The 18,067-nt window shown below is 54.4% G+C and carries 16 protein-coding genes and 1 pseudogene; 9 read left to right on the plus strand and 8 right to left on the minus strand.

Annotation, left to right across the window (positions count from 1 at the left end; translation table 11 throughout):
* Window positions 1–256: 256 nt before the first annotated feature.
* Both ACR0IK_RS20860 and ACR0IK_RS20865 read right to left on the minus strand, forming a co-directional pair.
* Window positions 257–1,972, minus strand: a complete 1,716-nt coding sequence (locus ACR0IK_RS20860; RefSeq protein WP_480595431.1) for an adenylate/guanylate cyclase domain-containing protein — start codon at window positions 1,970–1,972, stop codon at window positions 257–259.
* Between the two features lie 39 nt (window positions 1,973–2,011).
* Window positions 2,012–2,149, minus strand: coding sequence for a hypothetical protein (locus tag ACR0IK_RS20865; protein ID WP_480643072.1), 138 nt, complete (start codon window positions 2,147–2,149; stop codon window positions 2,012–2,014).
* Window positions 2,150–2,272: 123 nt separating this feature from the next.
* Here ACR0IK_RS20865 and ACR0IK_RS20870 point away from each other — a divergent pair, with 123 nt between their 5' ends.
* The 3 genes from ACR0IK_RS20870 to ACR0IK_RS20880 all read left to right on the plus strand — a co-directional run bounded on the left by ACR0IK_RS20870 (window position 2,273) and on the right by ACR0IK_RS20880 (window position 5,157).
* Window positions 2,273–2,428 (plus strand): winged helix-turn-helix transcriptional regulator, encoded by a 156-nt coding sequence (locus ACR0IK_RS20870; protein WP_480643118.1) that lies wholly within the window; start codon window positions 2,273–2,275, stop codon window positions 2,426–2,428.
* A 300-nt stretch (window positions 2,429–2,728) separates the two neighbouring features.
* Window positions 2,729–2,992 (plus strand): YdeI/OmpD-associated family protein, encoded by a 264-nt coding sequence (locus ACR0IK_RS20875; protein ID WP_480595433.1) that lies wholly within the window; start codon window positions 2,729–2,731, stop codon window positions 2,990–2,992.
* Window positions 2,993–3,432: 440 nt separating this feature from the next.
* The gene (locus ACR0IK_RS20880) at window positions 3,433–5,157 is read left to right on the plus strand and encodes a caspase family protein (RefSeq protein WP_480643073.1); all 1,725 of its coding nucleotides are present in this window, start codon (window positions 3,433–3,435) and stop codon (window positions 5,155–5,157) included.
* 135 nt (window positions 5,158–5,292) lie between these two features.
* Here ACR0IK_RS20880 and ACR0IK_RS20885 read toward each other — a convergent pair whose 3' ends face one another.
* Both ACR0IK_RS20885 and ACR0IK_RS20890 read right to left on the minus strand, forming a co-directional pair.
* Complete coding sequence (locus ACR0IK_RS20885; protein ID WP_480643074.1) at window positions 5,293–6,138, minus strand: MBL fold metallo-hydrolase; 846 nt, start codon at window positions 6,136–6,138, stop codon at window positions 5,293–5,295.
* 264 nt (window positions 6,139–6,402) lie between these two features.
* Window positions 6,403–6,725: pseudogene (locus ACR0IK_RS20890) on the minus strand (transposase); the annotation flags it as partial.
* Window positions 6,726–7,270: 545 nt separating this feature from the next.
* Here ACR0IK_RS20890 and ACR0IK_RS20895 point away from each other — a divergent pair.
* Window positions 7,271–8,218, plus strand: coding sequence for a DMT family transporter (locus tag ACR0IK_RS20895; RefSeq protein WP_480643076.1), 948 nt, complete (start codon window positions 7,271–7,273; stop codon window positions 8,216–8,218).
* Window positions 8,219–8,482: 264 nt separating this feature from the next.
* Window positions 8,483–10,510, plus strand: coding sequence for an oxidoreductase (locus tag ACR0IK_RS20900; RefSeq protein WP_480643077.1), 2,028 nt, complete (start codon window positions 8,483–8,485; stop codon window positions 10,508–10,510).
* A 511-nt stretch (window positions 10,511–11,021) separates the two neighbouring features.
* Here the strand turns inward: ACR0IK_RS20900 and ACR0IK_RS20905 are convergent.
* The 3 genes from ACR0IK_RS20905 to ACR0IK_RS20915 form a co-directional block, all read right to left on the minus strand.
* Window positions 11,022–12,149, minus strand: coding sequence for an ATP-binding protein (locus ACR0IK_RS20905; RefSeq protein ID WP_480643078.1), 1,128 nt, complete (start codon window positions 12,147–12,149; stop codon window positions 11,022–11,024).
* Between the two features lie 200 nt (window positions 12,150–12,349).
* Window positions 12,350–13,009, minus strand: a complete 660-nt coding sequence (locus ACR0IK_RS20910; RefSeq protein ID WP_480595438.1) for a response regulator transcription factor — start codon at window positions 13,007–13,009, stop codon at window positions 12,350–12,352.
* Between the two features lie 37 nt (window positions 13,010–13,046).
* Window positions 13,047–13,676 (minus strand): PepSY domain-containing protein, encoded by a 630-nt coding sequence (locus tag ACR0IK_RS20915; protein WP_480643079.1) that lies wholly within the window; start codon window positions 13,674–13,676, stop codon window positions 13,047–13,049.
* Between the two features lie 198 nt (window positions 13,677–13,874).
* Between ACR0IK_RS20915 and ACR0IK_RS20920 the strand changes: the two genes are divergently transcribed.
* From ACR0IK_RS20920 to ACR0IK_RS20935, 4 genes are all read left to right on the plus strand, one after another.
* Window positions 13,875–14,987 (plus strand): hypothetical protein, encoded by a 1,113-nt coding sequence (locus tag ACR0IK_RS20920; RefSeq protein ID WP_480643080.1) that lies wholly within the window; start codon window positions 13,875–13,877, stop codon window positions 14,985–14,987.
* 902 nt (window positions 14,988–15,889) lie between these two features.
* Window positions 15,890–16,111, plus strand: coding sequence for an excinuclease ABC subunit A (locus ACR0IK_RS20925; protein ID WP_480643081.1), 222 nt, complete (start codon window positions 15,890–15,892; stop codon window positions 16,109–16,111).
* Between the two features lie 184 nt (window positions 16,112–16,295).
* On the plus strand, window positions 16,296–16,724 hold the full coding sequence (locus ACR0IK_RS20930) for an HAD hydrolase-like protein (protein WP_480643083.1): 429 nt from the start codon (window positions 16,296–16,298) through the stop codon (window positions 16,722–16,724).
* A gap of 50 nt (window positions 16,725–16,774) precedes the next feature.
* Window positions 16,775–17,467: a glutathione S-transferase gene (locus ACR0IK_RS20935; protein ID WP_480643119.1), complete on the plus strand. Its 693-nt coding sequence runs from the start codon at window positions 16,775–16,777 to the stop codon at window positions 17,465–17,467.
* A 26-nt stretch (window positions 17,468–17,493) separates the two neighbouring features.
* Here the strand turns inward: ACR0IK_RS20935 and ACR0IK_RS20940 are convergent, their stop codons facing one another.
* Window positions 17,494–17,880, minus strand: coding sequence for a WGR domain-containing protein (locus ACR0IK_RS20940; RefSeq protein ID WP_480643084.1), 387 nt, complete (start codon window positions 17,878–17,880; stop codon window positions 17,494–17,496).
* Between the last annotated feature and the right edge of the window lie 187 nt (window positions 17,881–18,067).

An 18,067-nucleotide genomic window follows, 5' to 3' on the forward strand; every position in this document is an offset into this window, starting at 1 on the left:
CACAAAACCTTTGATCCGTTCGCTTTCTACCAGATCATGCAACAGACTATAGCCTTGGTTTGTCGCTCGGCGGAAAACAGAAATCACAGCGGCGTTCGTGCGCCCGCCCCATTGCTGCGAAACCTGTCATTCGAGCCGTAGGTCGTTGATAACTCCGATGCAGACAAAGCCGTCATAAACCTTATCGACAACAATGCCCGCTCTCCATTCATCGAGACTTGAAGGGGTTTAAATGTGAAGGTTCGTTCGCGAGACTTCATTCCGGCCAACCGGCTTTGGCAAGATTGGCGATAATAGACTCCGCAACGTTTGGATCAATGTCCGGATTCATCGCGCGGATGAAATCCGGCGTGACGTGGGGAAATTTGTCTGAAAGTTTGGCAGTATAGGTGCGCGCTTCGACCAGTTGTCCCAGTGCTGCGTAGGAGGCGGCCAGAAAATAGACCTCCACCTCGAAATCCAACGCGTTTTTCAAAGCGGCAATCGCCTCTTCGTACCGCTCCTGCCGGTAACGCAAAATTCCCAGGACGGTGTAATAGTTTGGCAAGGGATGCGGGCTTCGGTCGAAACCTGCTTCAATCCATTTGTTTGCCAGATCAAATTCGCCGCAATTCGTGATAACATCACCCATCCAAATAAGGCTTTCGGGATCAAACGGGTACTTGTCGACCACCGTTTTCGCTGTGCGTAGGGCCGCGTCGCAGTCCCGCCTGTGATGGATATCTGCATATGCTTTCAACCAGAGACCGGACCGTAAACCTTGGGGCGGCAGAGCCTCATCCGCAAGACCCTCATCAGCCAAGGCTGCCGCTTCTTTGAACTCGGCGGGGATATCGTCTGCCCAGCCGAACAGACCCGCAATCATATGGATCCAACCGATTTTGACCTTGAGTAGGCCGGAGTCCGGATACTTCACCAGACCTTCTTGAAAAATCTCAAGCGCTCTTGCATGCGATTGAGGCGTGTACTTGAAGAACAAATCGTGGCCACGCAGATAGTAATCGTACTCCTCTAGATGGGCGGAGGATTTGTCCCATGCCGCTAGATATTCCGCTGCTCTTATCGTGCCATGATGGCCGCTAAGTGATTCTGCAAGCTTACTGGTGATCTGATCCTGGAGCGCCAGCACGTCGGTGCCGCTTTGGTCGAACTTATCGTCCCAGACGTGATTGCCGGTCCTCCCGTCGATGAGTTGGGCATTAATGCGGATTTTGTCCCCGGCGCGGCGAATGCTACCTTCCAGCACATAGCGTACGTTCATTTCCTGAGCAATTTCTCGGACATCGACTGCCTTGTCTTTGTAGAGGAACGCAGAATCGCGGGCGATCACCCGCAGTTCTTTCCAGCGGGCCAACTCGGTGGTGATGTCCTCGGTCATGCCATCCGCGAAATAGCCGAGGCTGCCATCGAGTGACAGATCGTCAAAAGGAAGCACGATGACCGAAGGCAGGGATTGCGCATCACCGGGCACGGTGGCGATTTGCTCCTCTGCCGGCGGAAGGTTTTGCCAATAGGCGAGCCCGAGGACAAGCGACAGAACCACAGCAAGCACCACCGTCATTGCGACGAACCTGGTATGCAGTTTCGTAGGAGCTGAGGCGGATGAAACCGGGGTAACCAGCGCGTCAGCCTTCTTGTTGAAGGTGACGCTGAACGCATTGATCGGACGGGTGATGTTTTTGACCTTTACCTCGCCGAGATCGGCAAAATCGACGTCCAACTTGCCCCGCAATTCATTGCGCACGTTGCGGCCCACGCAAATGCCACCGGGGTCAGCAAGGCTTTCCAGTCGGGCCGCGACATTGACCCCTTCGCCGTAGATGTCATCGCCTTCGACAATGACGTCGCCGATATTGATGCCGATGCGGAACAAGATCCTTCTGTCTTCGGCCACGGCGGCATTGCGCGCATTCATCCCACATTGCACCTCGATGGCGCATTTGGCGGCCTCAACCACGCTGGGGAATTCCATCAGGATCCCATCCCCCATGAGCTTAATAATGCGTCCGCCCTATTGCGCGGTTTTTGGGTCGATCAACTCCGCCCGGTGAGCCTTTAGAGCCTCAAGCGTGCCAACTTCGTTCCCTCCCATCAGTCGGGAGTAACTGACTACATCAGCGGCAAGAATGGTGGTGAGCTTGCGGTCCACATCAAACTCCATAGCTCAGGGACAGAATTTACCATTGATCCCGTATTTTTGTACATCATCGGAAAGCGGAATTGTGCAAAAGCGGCCGATTTCGTTGCGGTAGCCAAACACAGTTATTCGATCTTGGGCGTTGAGCCGTGTCCACCAGTCGAAGTCCAATATGAACTCACTGCCCTTGGGGAAGACCTGTTACCATCGTTGATGGCGTTAGCTGAATGGGCTGGGGATAACCATGAGCAGATTCAGCAATCAAGGGATGCCTTCGATGCAGAAGCATGAGTTAGGTCGCATTACCGGCCATTCAAACTTGGTGCAGCACCCGGTACTGAGGGCTCGTTGTAGACGTTAGATTGTTCGCAGCATGTTCACTTGGTGGACGGTGTTGCGCCAACAGGGACGGCCCAGATCGGTCATTGATCACGTTGTCCAATGCCACAATGCGGCTTCACCAAAGCCGGCTTTGGTCGATGGCGCGGCATCCAATCAGCTTTGATGCCTGCACCGCGGACGATTTTCAACCTGCGGGCCAACGCGATCAGCTTAAGATAAGCCGCTCATTAAACTCAGGTGAGGAACAAGATGAAACGTTCAGCAGATCCAATGCCGGAGGTTGTCCGCGCAGCTATGGAAGCTCACGATCTACGGGACCGCTACAACGAACGTCCATGGTCCCAGCGCAATGACTATCTCGGCTGGATCGACCGAGCCAAGCGCGACGACGCCAAACTTAGACGCCTCAATCAGATGCTGGATGAACTGAAATCCGGTGACGTCTATGTGAAGATGGCATGGCGCCCGCGGTCGTTAAACGGATATCCGCTATCTGAGCTCCATCACCGCTAGCCGGGCCAGCAACCAGCGTCAGCATCACTTCTGAAGATACCGGGTGTCTGCAAGGATCACTCAAAGTTGCGGCCTGTTCCGGTCATTAAGCATTTATCCACGGCATTGCAGGTGCGTCGGCATTCCGACTATTCGCTGCGATCGTAAGACCAAGACCAGTACTCATTCACACGTCGCGCTGTAAATCCACCATTCAAGGCCTGAATTTGGGGCTCCAGTTTGTTTGAACTGTTTTGTAGCTCGTGGGTGTGAAAGTTAGGACTGAACCCGCTCTTCGAGCGGAAGAAGCGCTTCATAATGGATAGCGCCGTCATTTTGTTTGCTGTGACGGGAATTTTGCACGCAGTCGCTATTTGGACACCTAACAAGACTTCTGTTATCATTCCTAAGTCTGTTACGGCAATCGTTCTCTATTTTTTGCTGTGTCGGGTAATTTATCAATGGCTATTAAGCTGGATATACAATCATCTGAACTGGACGATAAAGCGCTGTCGACAATTGTAGCGCTGCTTGATCGTGACTTGAACAATTCGGCCGGGGTCAGATCTGCTCGTGCGAAGCACAAGTCCGCACCAGGAGAGCGCGCATTTGAGTTATTGCTTGACCCGCAGCTCTGGATCGAAGTTTCGCAGTCTGCTGCGGTGTCGTCGTTAATCCAAGTCTTGAAAGCTTACATTGTTCGAGAAAAATCAATTTCATTCGCATTGAGTACAGATGACGGCACAGAGATCGTATTTGACGCCAAAAATTTCAGCGAGGAAGAGGTTTTTGACGTTCTATCCAGACTTGCCCCGGATACCACGCAGACTTCATCTCAAGGTGTTGCAAAAACTGATCAATCAGACGTGACGATCGAACTTTTCGAGCCCCCTCAGAAGCAAACTGAATCCAATCAAACAACGCGGAAGACTGCGATTGTCGTAGGAATGGACAATTTCGAAGACCCTGAGCTGGACGATCTGAGCTACGCACGTAACGACGCTACGGCGCTTCACAATCTGCTACAGGGTGAGACTGGCGAACAATTTGATCACGTCGAACTGATAACCCAAGGCAACCATTCCGATGCACTGACGACGATTGAACGGATAACCACTGAAACACAGCGTAGCGATCTTTTACTGATTTATTACGCGGGTCACGGTTTAGTAAGAAATCAGAAATTACATTTGGCATTTGCTAATACGCGCTCAGATCTTGTCCATTCAACAGCTTTGAAATACAGCAACCTGCTTGATGTTGTTGAGCAAGCAACGGCTCGTTTCCGATTGGTAATACTCGATTGCTGCTACGCGGGTGCAGCTGGAGAGGATGCTTCTCGCTCAGCGCTGAGTGAACAACTTAAAATGGAGCTTGGAGCGAACAGCCGCACTTTGGTGATGACTTCGGCCACCAGCACGCAAGTAGCTCGGGAAGCAAAAAGCTATAGCCATGGTGTGTTCACCAAGCACCTCTTGGACGGATTGAAAGGTGCGGCTGACCGCAACGGTGATGGTACAGTCGATACTCGCGAGCTTTTTGATTACCTCGAAGAGATGATGCAGGTCGAACACCTTCAGCGCCCGCAGAAATTCAACTTTTCAGGCAGTGGCGCCGTCACCCTGCGAAAAACCGGGTTGCAACCGCATCGTGATCTCGCTCGGCGTCTTCGCAAGCAGGTCAACGACTTGCAACATGAAGGACTTCTGTCGGAGAGCCAGTCGGACCGGCTTACCGGGTTGTTGAAGTTGAATCTCGACCAAATGGACCTGGTGCAGCGTCGTCGTTTTCGGCTACTGGAAACTCATTTAAAAGGCGATTTCAAACCAGGGCTGTTTTTCGATGAATGGGAACGGTTGAGTGCGAACAAACCTTCTACGCCGCGAACGCAGGCGAAGCAGCCACCGCCTGAAACTTCAAATGCGGTGAAATTCGGCAAGAAATGGGCACATTTCAAGTCTGGTGCAAACGAAGTAATTTCCTCGGCAAAACAGCGCGCAAGTGAAACAAAGGACACCTTCCAAAACAAAACGTCCAATTCAGAAACTCAAACCTCCGAGACGCCGAAAAAAAGACCATGGAAGTCACTAAGAGCATGGGACAAGTTCATGCGCGTCTGTAGTTATATTGGTCTGTTGTTTGTCGTTCTATTTGTGTTGTTGTTCATCGTAGCGTCGGGCATGTGAAGATACCGCATATTCGTCTTAGTAACTGGCCGTCTGGCCTCCAGTCAGATGAGGCGACTCCGCGGCGCAGCGCATCAAACTTCACGAAACCCTCCATCCGACGACGGATCCGTGCACATTGCAATACAATCTGGGCTAGTCCTCCCAGCGAAACGCGTCCTTGTCCGCCTTCACCCGACCCAAAGACGGCAATGCGAAATGGTTCCCTAGCACTAGGCACCCTGTTTCCGAGGCGCTTTCCAACAGTTTCCGACGGGATGTGACGGCCATCTCAGCATCGGAGTCAAATTTGAAGTACCACTCCGGGTGCCAGCACTGGGCGGTTGTATGGATCGCATCGCCGGTAATCAGGGCACGCCTGTCTCCGCTGGTGATCTCGACTGAGACATGGCCAGGTGTATGACCCGGCGTGGGCATCAAGGTGACATGATCGCCCAGCATATGCCCGGTCTCTACCAGTTCCGCCTGCCCGGCTTCGATGACGGGCAGAACGCTTTCGATATAAAGGTCGCTGTTGTCCTTGCGCTGATACGCCTCGTCCGCCGCAGGCATCAGATAGCGCGCGTTCGGAAAGGTTGGAACCCAGCGCCCGTCCTCGAGCCGTGTGTTCCAGCCGACATGATCAGCGTGCAGATGGGTGCACAGGACGTAGTCGATATCCCCCACATCCAGCCCCGCCGCCGTGAGGCTTGCGACAAACCGCTGGCTTGAACGCTTGTGCCAGTCGGGCCGCCGCGGGAGTGTTTTGTCATTGCCGACGCAAGCGTCGACCAGGATGTTATGTGTGGGTGTTTTCAGCAGAAAACCCTGAATCGGCAGGATCAAACGCCCGGATTGCGCGCAAACGCCACCGGGTACATGCGCTTCGACAATGGCCCGAACATCTGGTCCCGCAGAGGGAAACAGCTCTTCCGTGGTCAGAAATGGAGCATGAATTTCCAGAATACGCCAGACTTCAACATCACCCACTTTACACAACATGGCCGGTACCCTTTCTTACTTTGCTGAAAGCCACGCGCCTTTGACTTGGTGCTCTGCATATCAGATTCTCAAAGGCTATCGCATCGGTAGCATTAAAAAGAACACAATACTGTTCCGAACAAACGGCGGATGTGTGCAACCTGATGGACGTAGTGCGTATCGCAGCATCAGAGAGCAACCCCGCCGGAAATGGCGCAAGAGCGGCCGATACCAGCCGTTGGCCACGTCATCTCGGTGCTGCGTTGCGGCCTGTCAGACCGGGCTTTCGCTGCGAATGTGGTCGATGCAGGCAAGACGACGAGCGGGGTTCAGTAGTTTCCCTTTGCAGCTTCCGTCAGGATCAGTTTGTCCAACGTCAGATCAGAAACCGCTCGCCGCAATCGTTCGATCTCTTTCTGAAGCCGCTTCATTTCTTTCAACTGATCCACGCCCATTCCGCCATATTTCTTTCGCCAGCGATAACAGATCTGTTCCACAACGCCGATCTGACTGATCGCATCGAGACGGGACATACCTTGCCCCATCAAAACCTCAGCCTGCAGCAACTTCGAGGTAATCTCTGCGGGCTTTGGTCGCTTGCTTGCCATCCTTGGTCCTCCGTTTCCTGAACATAATGGTGGACCAGTTCAGTTGGGGAGACTCTCTATGTTCGCTGGTCCTACGCTTGGCACATTTTTCTCCGGTAACCCGGGCGCGTTGGTAGGAGCTGGTTCAGGGTTCGCTGGTGGAAAGCTTGCACACAAACTGAGCACAATAGGAAATTCAAATAGACACTTGAGCTCCGTCGCGATGACTAAGGCCAAAATTGAAAGACTAAGCCTGCAGAAAAGATGGAACGCTCCCACTTTTTGGTTAAAGTGATACAACTTGAAATAGACGTTCAGAGACACTGTCTCACAGCTAGTACAAGCCCTCAGCCAACCTCCAAACCAGCGGGGATTTGGCGTTCCGTCAGCTTGAGACGGCCCATAGCAGACCTTGAACCAAGGCAGCTGATGCTGCTGTGTGGCGCGTCGAACCTGCCCTTTGCTGCGGCACTTTCCAACCCAACCCAAACTCGCGAATTTCGGAACTTTTGCCTGGCGTCGCATTGAGAACAGACACACATTTGGCGACATTTCTATATGGTGACATGACCCCTGCTGATTCCACACCTCAATCCACGGATCGCATCCTTGCAGGCGTTACGCTGATGCTTGGATTTTGCCTGACCGCTCCTTTGTTGGATGTAGCTGCGAAGCTCGCATCAGCCAGTGTTCCAGTTGGGCAGATAACGGCTGCTCGCTTTATAGTTCAGTGCGCGTTGATGGCACCGTTTTTCTGGATAATGGGACTGTCGTTACGAGTGGCGCGAGGTGAATTGATGGCACTCGTATTCCGTTCACTACTTTTGCTGTTCGCGACCTTTTGTTTCATCGCGGCAATCCGGGTGATGCCGCTTGCCGACGCTCTGGCAATCGTGTTTGTGGCCCCGTTCATAGTCTTGTTGGTCGGCAAGTTTTATCTTGGGGAAGATGTCGGTCCTCGTCGTGTCGGGTCTGCTCTTGTGGGGTTTGTTGGTGTATTGTTCGTCATCCAACCCAGTTTCGCGGCATTCGGTGCCGTTGCAATAGTCCCGCTTGGTACGGCAGTTGCCTTTGCTTTCTACATTCTTGTAACGCGGGGATTGTCGCGTCGAATGCATCCTGTGGCTCTGCAATTCCACACTGGCCTGGTTGCCAGTCTGTTTTGCATTCCAATCTTAATGGTTGCGCAAGGTTCTGGCTCCGAGTTGTTCGATCCCGTTTGGCCGACAGACATCGCGTTGTTGTGGCTTCTAGGCGCTGGTTTTTTTGCGACGGTGAGTCACTTGATGATGACCTACGCACTTTCCTTTGCGCCTTCCGCCACATTGGCTCCATTGCAGTACTTTGAGCTACCGGTAGCGACCCTGTTTGGCTACCTTGTTTTCAATGACTTCCCCAACACGCTCAGCCTAATTGGAATTGCCATCATCATCGGTGCAGGACTGTACATGATACATCGTGAAAGGGTCACAGCCAGACAGTTGGTCACAGCGCGCGCAGCACCACCAATCTAAGACTACACGCGTCGCCCCTCTTAACTGACCTTCGTGGATCCAGCGGCACCTACCAAGTCTCGGTCTCTGCTCAACGATTTTTCCGCATTTGAGATTCGTGGTCAGGTCGTCTTTTCATACAGCTATGTCGGAAGCTGCGGTTTCTCACGCGTTGCTTCCCAAGTAAATACTTTCGACAACGAACCTCATCATGCCTGGAATCTGACCCGCACGCCCGACCTTGCGCGGTTTTCAAACAGCAGCTTTGGCCGAAGGGATACGTAAGTGGCAAACCTACTTGATCCGTTTAAGTTGAAACATTTGGCTTTGCGCAACCGTATCGTTAGCACATCCCATGCACCGAGTTTTGCCGAAGACGGCCATCCACGGGACCGTTACAGGTTGTATCACGAGGAAAAGGCGAAAGGCGGGGTCGCTCTGACCATGGTCGGTGGGTCGACCAATATCGCCCCTGATAGCCCATCGGTGTTTGGCCAGCTTTATGCCGGTGATGACAGTATCATCCCATGGTTCCGGAAACTGACGGATGGTGTTCACGAACATGGCGCCGCTATCATGTGCCAGATTACTCATATGGGGCGACGCACAGCCTGGGATGATGGGCATTGGCTTTCGGTTATGGCTCCGTCTGGTATCCGCGAACGCGCTCACCGCTCCTTTCCCAAAACAATGGAACAAGAAGACGTCGATCGCGTGATCAGCGATTTCGCTGCTGCTGCGCAACGTTGTCAGCAAGGCGGGTTCGACGGGATCGAAATTTTATCCCACTCACACCTTCTGGGGCAGTTCCTGTCCCCACTGACCAACCAGCGCGAAGACAACTATGGCGGGACGTTGGAGAACCGTATGCGCCTGACCCTGCAAGTGCTAGACGCGGTGCGCGCAATAGTCGGCCCCGATTTCATCCTGTCGATGCGCATCACCGGCGATGAACTGACCGAAGGAGGGCTGAGCACCAAAGATTGCATAGCTGCCGCCCGGATGTTGGAACGTTCCGGCCATGTCGATCTTCTCAACATCCTTGCCGGGGCACCCTTTGATGATCTGGGCTTGGCTGAATGGGTGCGCCCAATGGGCCTGCCTGCGGCCCCGCATGTCAACGTGGCCGGCAGCATCCGTGATGCTGTTGATCTGCCGATCCTGCACGCCGGGGGGATTGCGGATATTGCCACGGCCCGCCACGCTGTCGCTGGCGGCTATGTTGATCTGGTGGGCATGACCCGCGCACAAATGGCCGATCCCTATTTGGTGGATAAACTCGCGCGTGGGGAGGAAGAGCGCATCCGACCCTGTGTTGGCCTGGGTTACTGCGTGGACCGGGTCAATCAAGGAAAACCTGCCGTGTGTGGGCACAATGCCGCCACGGGGCGAGAGCGGACCTTGCCTCATATCATCACCCTCAGCGACACTCGCAACAAAGTGGTTGTCATTGGCGGTGGGCCCGGCGGGCTGGAGGCCGCGCGGGTCTGCGCCCTACGCGGTCACGAAGTCGTGCTGTTTGAGGCGTCGGATCGGCTGGGCGGCCAGTTGGTTCTAGCCGCCAAGGGGATGACGCGCAGACAAGTCTGGGGCGTCGCTGACTGGTTGGTTTCCGAAGTGAGCGCGCTCGGGGTCGATATCCGCTTGAACACCTATGCCGAAGCCGTTGACGTGCTGTCCGAAGCTCCCGATGTTGTGGTGGTCGCGACAGGCGGCTGGCCCGAAACCGTAGCCATCCCCGGCGGTGACCTGGCGGTCTCCAGTTGGGAGGTGTTGTCCGGTGAAGCACGCGTCTCGGGCCAAGTGCTGTTGTTCGACGAGGTCGGCGACCACCCTGCGGCCATCACGGCCGACATGCTGGCAAGCACCGGGTGTAGCGTCAATCTCGTTACCCCGGATCGGACCCTTCTGCATGACCTCGGTCCAACAACCTCTGCCGTTGCATTGCGCGATCTGGTCTCCAACGGAGTTACCTTCACCTGTCTGCAAGAACTTACCTCTCTGACGCGTGAAGGTGACTTGGTTCGCGCCAGCTTGCGGCACGTGTTGACGGGGGATGTCACTGAATGTCTCGTTGATTACGTGGTTGTTGAGCATGGCCTGTCCCCGATGGCCGAGCTTTATTTCGACCTCAAGCCAAGTTCGCGCAACCTTGGACAGGTCGAACACAAGGCGCTCATTGGGGGGACGTTTCCATACGTTGACACCAATCCGAGCGGTCAATTCTATCTGGCCCGCATTGGTGATGCGGTTACAAGCCGGAATGTGCACGCTGCAATTCTCGATGCCTTGCGGGTATGTGCTCCGGTCTGAAAGAAGCCATGCTCCTCCGCCGATAAAACATGGGAGTTGACTAGCAGTTCTGGTGCAGCAAATGACAGGATAGCACCGACCCTCATGGGTTTCGAGCGGCCCAACCAGTCATTGAGCTTCGCCAACCGATGCTGCGACGCGGCCCGTCGAACCTGCCGTTCGATGCGCGAACGAATTGGGCGGTCAGCTGAACTCAAGCAGAGCGGACTTTGCCGGATTTCGATTTCCAGCCTTTGCTGCCGCAGCAACTTTTCGCACATGCCGCACGCCTATCGTTGCGATGCAGCGTATGTCACCGAACCTGCCGTTCGAGGGCGTCGATTTGGCTCCGACAGAAACCGTACTTCCGCCGTAGCTTGACCCGACAACGTGGGCGCGGGACGGAGCGAGGCTTCACCGTGCAGGCCGCCACGACCGCTTTGTGGCAGTCCGGTGCCTATCCAGGCACCGAGTTGCGAACTTAGAATGGGCTTCACTTTGGTCGCCGACAGTGCTGAACAGTGCGGTTTTCTCATGTGCCAATCTTGATTTGGCACGCCAAACCGCCCAAGCGTTTCGATGTTTTCAGTTCCAGCTTGCCGCCATAGACGTTCAATAGATCAACGGAAATAGACAACCCCAATCCTGTTCCTTCTACAGAGGTATCCAGCCGACGGCCGGAACGCATAACCTCTCGTCGGGCGTCTTCTGGGATTCCTGGCCCGTCATCTTCAACGCATAGTTCGATACCGCTGTCGGTACGTCGTGCAGTGATTTGAAATCTTGTGCTGCTCCACTTGAGGGCGTTGTCGAGAAGATTTCCGATCACTTCTTCGATGTCCTGGGGATCCATTCGAACGCGCAATCCAGACTCGCAATCCGAAGTCAGCGTTTTTCCTTCACGTTCTGCCATGGAGGAAAACAATCTGCACAACCGTTCGACCGAATTCGAAAGGTCTGTTCGGGAATGCGTCAACTCTCCGGTGATTGATGCGCGCATGCGTGCGAGGGAACGGCCAAGCTGGGCGTCAATTCGGCTGAGGGCTTCTTCTGCTGGCTCTGTTTGTGCTCCGGTTCGGGACAGGTCTGTCAATTCGTTGCGTAGAATGGCCGTCGGTGTTTTCAGGGCATGCGCCAGATCCGCTGCCTGCCTTCGGGAGCTGGAGACAATCTCGCGATTTCTGTGCAGCAACTGATTAAGGTCTTCAACGAGTGGGGAAACCTCATCCGGATAATCTTCGGGCGTCAGATCGTCGCCCTGATCCCAGCGATGGGCCACATCGGCGCGCAACTTTCTGAGAGGGCCGACAATGGCCGACATAAGCAGAAGCGAACTGGCCACCCCAATCAAACCGACTAATCCAAAAACCGGAAGCAAGTTGCTTTGCGCCTCCCTGCGTTCACTGATCAATTCCAGCCTGCTTTCGGCGACGGTTACGCCCCATTCTGTTCCATCTTCGAACGTGATTTTCTGAAAGACACCGCGAACGGCCTCACTATCCGGGCCTGTTGTGTTCCAAATGGCTGCCTCATCACTGGCGCGTGCAGGTTCTGCAATCGTTTCATCAAAAAGCGAGGCAGAGGTATAGACGACCCCGTTGCTGTCCGATACTTGCCAATACCGTCCTGAATAGGGCGTGCTATAGGCCGGGTCGAACAACAACTCGCGCAGGGTTTCGGGGTCATCCGTAGTGGCGCTGAGGCCAACGACAAGCTGGGTGTGACGGTCCCGCAACGCTCCGTCGAACTGATCCAGGACGCGCGTGTTAATGTACGAAAATACCACCAGCGTACCTACGCCCACGGACAACGCAGCCGAGGCGATGCCACCGAGTAAGGCCCGCTGGCGCAGCGATAGCATCAGGTAGGATCAATCATGTAGCCGCGTCCTCTGACCGTCGTGATCAAATCGGAACCCAGTTTCTTGCGCAGACGCGTGACGAATACGGCAATCGTGTTGGAATCCCTGTCACCGTCGTATTCGTAGATGTGTTCGGACAACTCTGTGCGTGACACCATGCGACCGATGTTGTGCGCCAGATAGGTAAGAACCGCGATTTCTTGCGCCGTCAGGTCAACCGGAATGCCCCCGACACTGACCCGACCGTTCCGCGTATCCAGCGAGACATCGCCCATTTCTATCACCGGATTCATTTGCCCACTTTGTCGCCGCAGGATCGCACGTACCCGCGCGGCCAGTTCGGGCATGTGAAATGGCTTGGCCATGTAGTCATCCGCACCCGCATCCAGGCCGTCGACACGTTCGCTCCAACCATCTCTGGCGGTCAAGATCAACACGGGTGTTTTGACGCCCGCATTACGCCATTCGCGCAACACAGAAATCCCGTCACGCTCGGGAAGACCAATATCGAGTATGATCATGTCGTAAGGCTCAGTCGCCCCGAGATGCAGAGCATCGGTACCGTTGTTCGCCACATCCACAACGCGACCCTCGGCACCCAGCAATTTCTTGATTTGTTCGCAGAGCTGGGGTTCGTCTTCAGCAAGAAGTATTCGCATATCCAGAGACTACAATCAAACCGGCATCAGCTTCACTCTATTTTTTGCCGCCACCGTTTCCACCACTGTTACCGCCGCCGTTACCGCCGCCGTTTCCGCCACCATTGCCGCCGCCGTTTCCGCCGCCGTTTCCGCCACCATTGCCGCCGCCGTTTCCACCACCGTTACCGCCGCCATTTCCACCACCGTTACCGCCGCCATTTCCACCACCGTTGCCGTTACCACCGCCATTGCCGTTTCCGTTGCCGCCTGCATTGCTTCCGCTTGCGCTGTTCCCACGGGTAGCAGAGGCGTTCTGACCGTTATTGCTGTTGGAATTGGCTGTAGTGGAGCGTGCGGCCTCGGAAATCTCGCGCCCGACACTTGAACGGTTCGGAACCACTGTTCCGGTTTCGGCATTCACGATCACGCTTATGATCTTACCACCCTGCTTTTTAACCAGAATACGGTAGTAGACCGTGTCCGTTTTGAATGCACGGGCGTCGACAGGGGTTCCACCGAATGCCTTTTCCACGCCTTTGATGACGCGCTTCAACCGGATCGCGCTGCCCGACAGCGTCGCCTTGCGCAGTTCAGACTGTTTGAGTTCACGTGCGCCTGCGGCCGCTTGCCCTCCGGACAAGGCAGTCAGCAAAGCTGCAACCAGCAAAAGCGCTTTGGTCTGCATAGTACCCTCACACACCTTTGATCAAAACTATATGGCCGGACATGAACCGATGATGAACAGGCAGTTAGCCCTGCGTTCAAGCGACCTAGGACTAAATGGTGACGACCTTCAATGATTCGAGCCCGAATCCAACTGCCGACCATAGCGACCAAAATCAATGTGCTGATGGGTGTTGCTGTGTGGCTTGGGGAGATTGATATGAAAACCACCAACTGCGGACTGCTAAAAGCCTCAACAATCGCGATTGCCTTGCTGGGATCAACAGCCTTCGTAGCCACCGTCGCCGCGCCGGACGTTGCCTTTGCAAAGGAAGGCAATGGCAATGGCGGCGGAAAAGGTAACGGTGGCGGAAACGGCAAGGGTGGCGACAACGGAAATGGTGATAGCAACGGCAACGGCGGCGGAAAGGGTAACGGCGGCGGCAAAGGGAATTCTGCCAAAGGAGATCGTGGCGACCATAGCGCTGTTGGCAACAAAGGCGGAAAGAACGGTTCTGACAAGAGCCGTGGTGACCGAAATGCCGGCAAATCGAAGTCCAAGTCCTCACGCTCTGCTTCGGGTAAGGGTGGCCGTTTTTCCTTGAAGGACATCTTCGGCGGTAAAGGTAAATCGAGAACCGTTGCCACCTCCAAGAAAGGCGCGACCACGAATGGTGTCAGGCAAAAGCAGAGGACCTACCACAAGCCGTCGAAAACCGTGATTTTGGAGGAGTCCATTCGTCCCGCCGTCCGGACCAAAGGCAACACTATGGCTGCGCTGCTAGGTGCTCACCCGTCTGAACTGGGCGCCTTGAACGCGGCCAACGCCAGCGAGACTGCACTGGCAAACGCAGCCCCCAATTCGCGCGTCGGTCGAATTGCAAATTATCGCGATACCGTGTTGGCAGGCGAGCCGCTGCGCGAGGAACTTGCGGAACAGTTGGAAGAACTCACCGGACTGGAGCCACCGGAACGGACCGTTTCTGAGATCGAGGAAGACCTGGAGGTTGCCCTGAACGAAGTCCATGAAAACCAGAAGCGCGTTGAGGATCTCGAGCAGGCGCTGGAAGACGCCGGCGGCACAGATCCAGAGATCGAAGCGCAACTTGAAGAGGCCCAAGCCGCTTTGGACGACTCGATCGAAGAAGCTCAGGATCTGAACGACGAGAGACAGGCCACCATCGACTATAGTGAAACTGTCGAAGAGGTGGAGGAACTGACGGAACTTGTTGAAGAGCAAGACTTGGCCGAGCGTGAAGCCTTGGAAGCAGCGGCCAACAAACCTGTCACCGACGCTGTTGAAGAACAGGTCAAATCGCTTCTGGGACTGTAGCCGAAAGGGTTTAGACCGCTCTTGGTCTTTCACACCTACGGACGCCCGGTCGGGCCAGAGGCATCATGGGTGTTTAAGTGTCGGCATTGGTATCCGCTGATCGCGATGTTGGACAAAACGAAATCCCGCCCCAGGTTTGGGACGGGATTCAGGTTACAATTCCGATGTTTAGGACGAATATCGAGAATTGTTCCGGGGGGTCAACTGATAAGCCTACTGACGTTTTGGTGAGCCTCGGATAGCCGCTTGTTTTTTATGATTTGTGTTAGTGCATTTTCGATAGGAGGGAAGCGACCAGTGCTCGAATTCATCTTGGTTCTCTGACGCTCTTCGGTACTTTTGCCAGAGGTCTGCTTCGCAGCGTTCGTGCTGCGGTCTTCAGTCACAAAGGTAGGCTTGATCATGCTAATCCCCTTGTTGTCAACCAAACAACTTGCGTTCCGTTCAATATAACCAGGCCACTATGCCCCAGCGTGGTTGAACACATTGAGAATACACTGTTCACGTTCGGTTAATGTTGTTCACGAAATAAAAACAAAGGGTTTTGGCCGAACACCTCTTGTTTTGCACCCATCAACTTTGGCGGATTGGCAGGTCGATTATTGAGAGCACCGTGCCGAGGATCCACTGCGCCGCAAGAGAATTGGTCAGCGGCAGGCAGGTCTCTGCACAGGGATTGGTCAATTCCCGACGAGAAGCACAACTAAGACACAAAGCTAAGCGAGGCATCAGAGATGAAATCAACCTTGGGAATTGTGGCAACGTTATTCGCTCTTCAAGCCGCATCGGTTGCGAGTGCCAGTTTCGTCTCGCAGCCTCTTGGGCCCAAACAGAGTGCCGCAGCGCATACAACACTGCAGCCTGTTCTCGCAAAATCCAAAACCGGACAGTGGCCGCCCGGCTTGGCTAAGAAAGCAGTCCCATGCGTGCCGCCCGGCCAAGTCAAACGATACCGGGTTGGGGACTACATCTATGATGGGTATGCGCGTATCAACAACCCCGTCCGATATGGTCTGAGGCGAAACGGATACTATGTGCGCGCCGGAGACTACGTTTACGAAGTAAACCGGGAGACGCACGAAGTGCTGAACCTGATAGGGGCAATAGCCGACATTCTGAACTAAGTGTCGTCTCTCAAGATTGACCGGCTCGGGTTGCCGCCATTCGGCCGTCCCGCAAAGATCGGAAGAATGGGCCAATCCGAACCACCGCTGCAGCGCGAACCTAGGTCCGGTCCGGAATGGCGAACGGCTCGCGCGGCCCGCCGTTATTGTTGGCGATGCCGCTCAAGAATTTTCCTGCGGAGATATGAACAGTTCACTCCAATTGCTGCAGAAGGGAGCGCTCTTGGTCGCCCTCGCTAACAACCGCATTTTTATGGATCAGGATGGGCAACTGAACCTTGATGCCGGCTGCTATGTTTTAGCGTTTGAACACGCTACCTGCATCCGGGCTCAGTTGCCGGGCAATCCAGATCCCGGGTTCTTCAGAGCCGCGATTGCCACTACCGGATTCTCTCCTGCGCAGGCAGCCATGATCGGCGACGATGCTGAAAGCTATATTGATGGTGCCTTGGCTATGGGACTGGCAGAAGCATATCAGGTGCGCAAAGGAAAACTCCGTAATGGCGACGAGACCCGGTTTATACCGAAACCGACGGCCACGGTGGCCGATATTTGCAAAACGGTGGAACGCTTGGTCGGACCTGGTGGCATGAAAGCGGAAGCTTCAACCTGACAGTCCAGGAAGGGTTTGACCGAGCTGGCAGATTGCAGGTAAATCCTCTTATGCCTCATCACCCAATCTTATGGACCTTTCGCCGCTGCCCTTATGCAATGAGGGCCCGCCTCGCGTTGGCAAGTTCGGGTGTCAAAGTTGAGCTGCGTGAAATTCTTCTAAGGGACAAGCCGCAAGCCTTCTTGCAGACCTCTGCAACCGGTACCGTTCCTGCACTTCGCCTTCCGGATAAGGTTTTTGACGAAAGCCTGGATATCATGATCTGGGCTCTTGAACAAAATGACCCGCAGCGGCTTTTGGACATGCCACAGGAAGGGTGGGATCTGATCAAGGAAAATGATGGCCCGTTCAAGGCTGCATTGGATCACACTAAGTACGCCACACGCTATCCGGAAATCGACCATGCAGCAGAGCGCAAGAAAGCTGCAAGCTACTTGGTCAACCTCGACAAACAGTTGACCGGGCGGACTTGGCTGTTCGGAAATCGCCCAACCCTCGCGGATCTGGCACTCCTGCCCTTTGTCCGCCAGTTCGCCCATATAGACAGGCAGTGGTTTGACGCACAGGAATGGCCGAGTTTGATTGCATGGCTGGATCGCTTCTTAATAAGCGAAGCTTTCTTGCACGTAATGAACAAGTACTCGCCATGGGTAGAAGGCGACGCACCACTTTGGTTTAGCGGCCCTGTTCAACATGGCGGGACGGTCTCTTGCCGACAATTACTATCTTCCAGAAGTTTCTAATCCACTTTTCCAAGAGTTGCCTGGAATTACTCGCTCACTGAAACGTATCCTCGACGACGTTTCTGCTTTTCGAGTTTACGGAGCGCTTCAGCGGCCTGACCTTCGTCGTTGTAGGTCACCATCATGGCTTGCCCATTCGTTCCAATACGACCCCAGCTGCGAAGAACGGAAACTTCTCCGAATAGCGTCGGCTGCAACTCTATTCCATAGAACCGGGCCATGTTGACGTCCGGGTCCACATGAATCAGATGGACAGGTGTGGCTTCTGTCAGATGCATATCTTTTTTGTATTTTGATTCAGCCTTTCGGTCTAGTGACCCTAGGAGGTCGATTAGCAGGCAAAGATTCTGAGCTTTACTGGAGTCTAATACCAACTCTACCTGCCGATGAGACAATTTTCGCTCAACACGCATTTCCGTCGGTCACCAATAACTACCGGTGTCGGTAAGACCATTTGATCATGCGATTAGGTTTACGATTGCGTTCATTGCGCGACCAATCATTAAAATGATTAGTACACATTATGGTGCCGGTGTATCGGGCCGATTGGCTGGGGCTTCTTAGCCTAGGTGACGTGGTGTAGACTTTAGAACGGCTTGG

It is taken from the genome of Ruegeria sp. BF7 (assembly GCF_056538605.1).

What these genes read in the sequence shown, in the direction of transcription:
- ACR0IK_RS20860 (WP_480595431.1), bottom strand. Translation starts at nt 1,972, where the DNA reads ATGGAATTCCCCAGCGTGGTTGAGGCCGCCAAATGCGCCATCGAGGTG.
- ACR0IK_RS20875 (WP_480595433.1), top strand. Translation starts at nt 2,729, where the DNA reads ATGAAACGTTCAGCAGATCCAATGCCGGAGGTTGTCCGCGCAGCTATG.
- ACR0IK_RS20880 (WP_480643073.1), top strand. Translation starts at nt 3,433, where the DNA reads ATGGCTATTAAGCTGGATATACAATCATCTGAACTGGACGATAAAGCG.
- ACR0IK_RS20885 (WP_480643074.1), bottom strand. Translation starts at nt 6,138, where the DNA reads ATGTTGTGTAAAGTGGGTGATGTTGAAGTCTGGCGTATTCTGGAAATT.
- ACR0IK_RS20895 (WP_480643076.1), top strand. Translation starts at nt 7,271, where the DNA reads ATGACCCCTGCTGATTCCACACCTCAATCCACGGATCGCATCCTTGCA.
- ACR0IK_RS20910 (WP_480595438.1), bottom strand. Translation starts at nt 13,009, where the DNA reads ATGCGAATACTTCTTGCTGAAGACGAACCCCAGCTCTGCGAACAAATC.
- ACR0IK_RS20915 (WP_480643079.1), bottom strand. Translation starts at nt 13,676, where the DNA reads ATGCAGACCAAAGCGCTTTTGCTGGTTGCAGCTTTGCTGACTGCCTTG.
- ACR0IK_RS20920 (WP_480643080.1), top strand. Translation starts at nt 13,875, where the DNA reads ATGAAAACCACCAACTGCGGACTGCTAAAAGCCTCAACAATCGCGATT.
- ACR0IK_RS20930 (WP_480643083.1), top strand. Translation starts at nt 16,296, where the DNA reads ATGAACAGTTCACTCCAATTGCTGCAGAAGGGAGCGCTCTTGGTCGCC.
- ACR0IK_RS20935 (WP_480643119.1), top strand. Translation starts at nt 16,775, where the DNA reads ATGCCTCATCACCCAATCTTATGGACCTTTCGCCGCTGCCCTTATGCA.
- ACR0IK_RS20940 (WP_480643084.1), bottom strand. Translation starts at nt 17,880, where the DNA reads ATGCGTGTTGAGCGAAAATTGTCTCATCGGCAGGTAGAGTTGGTATTA.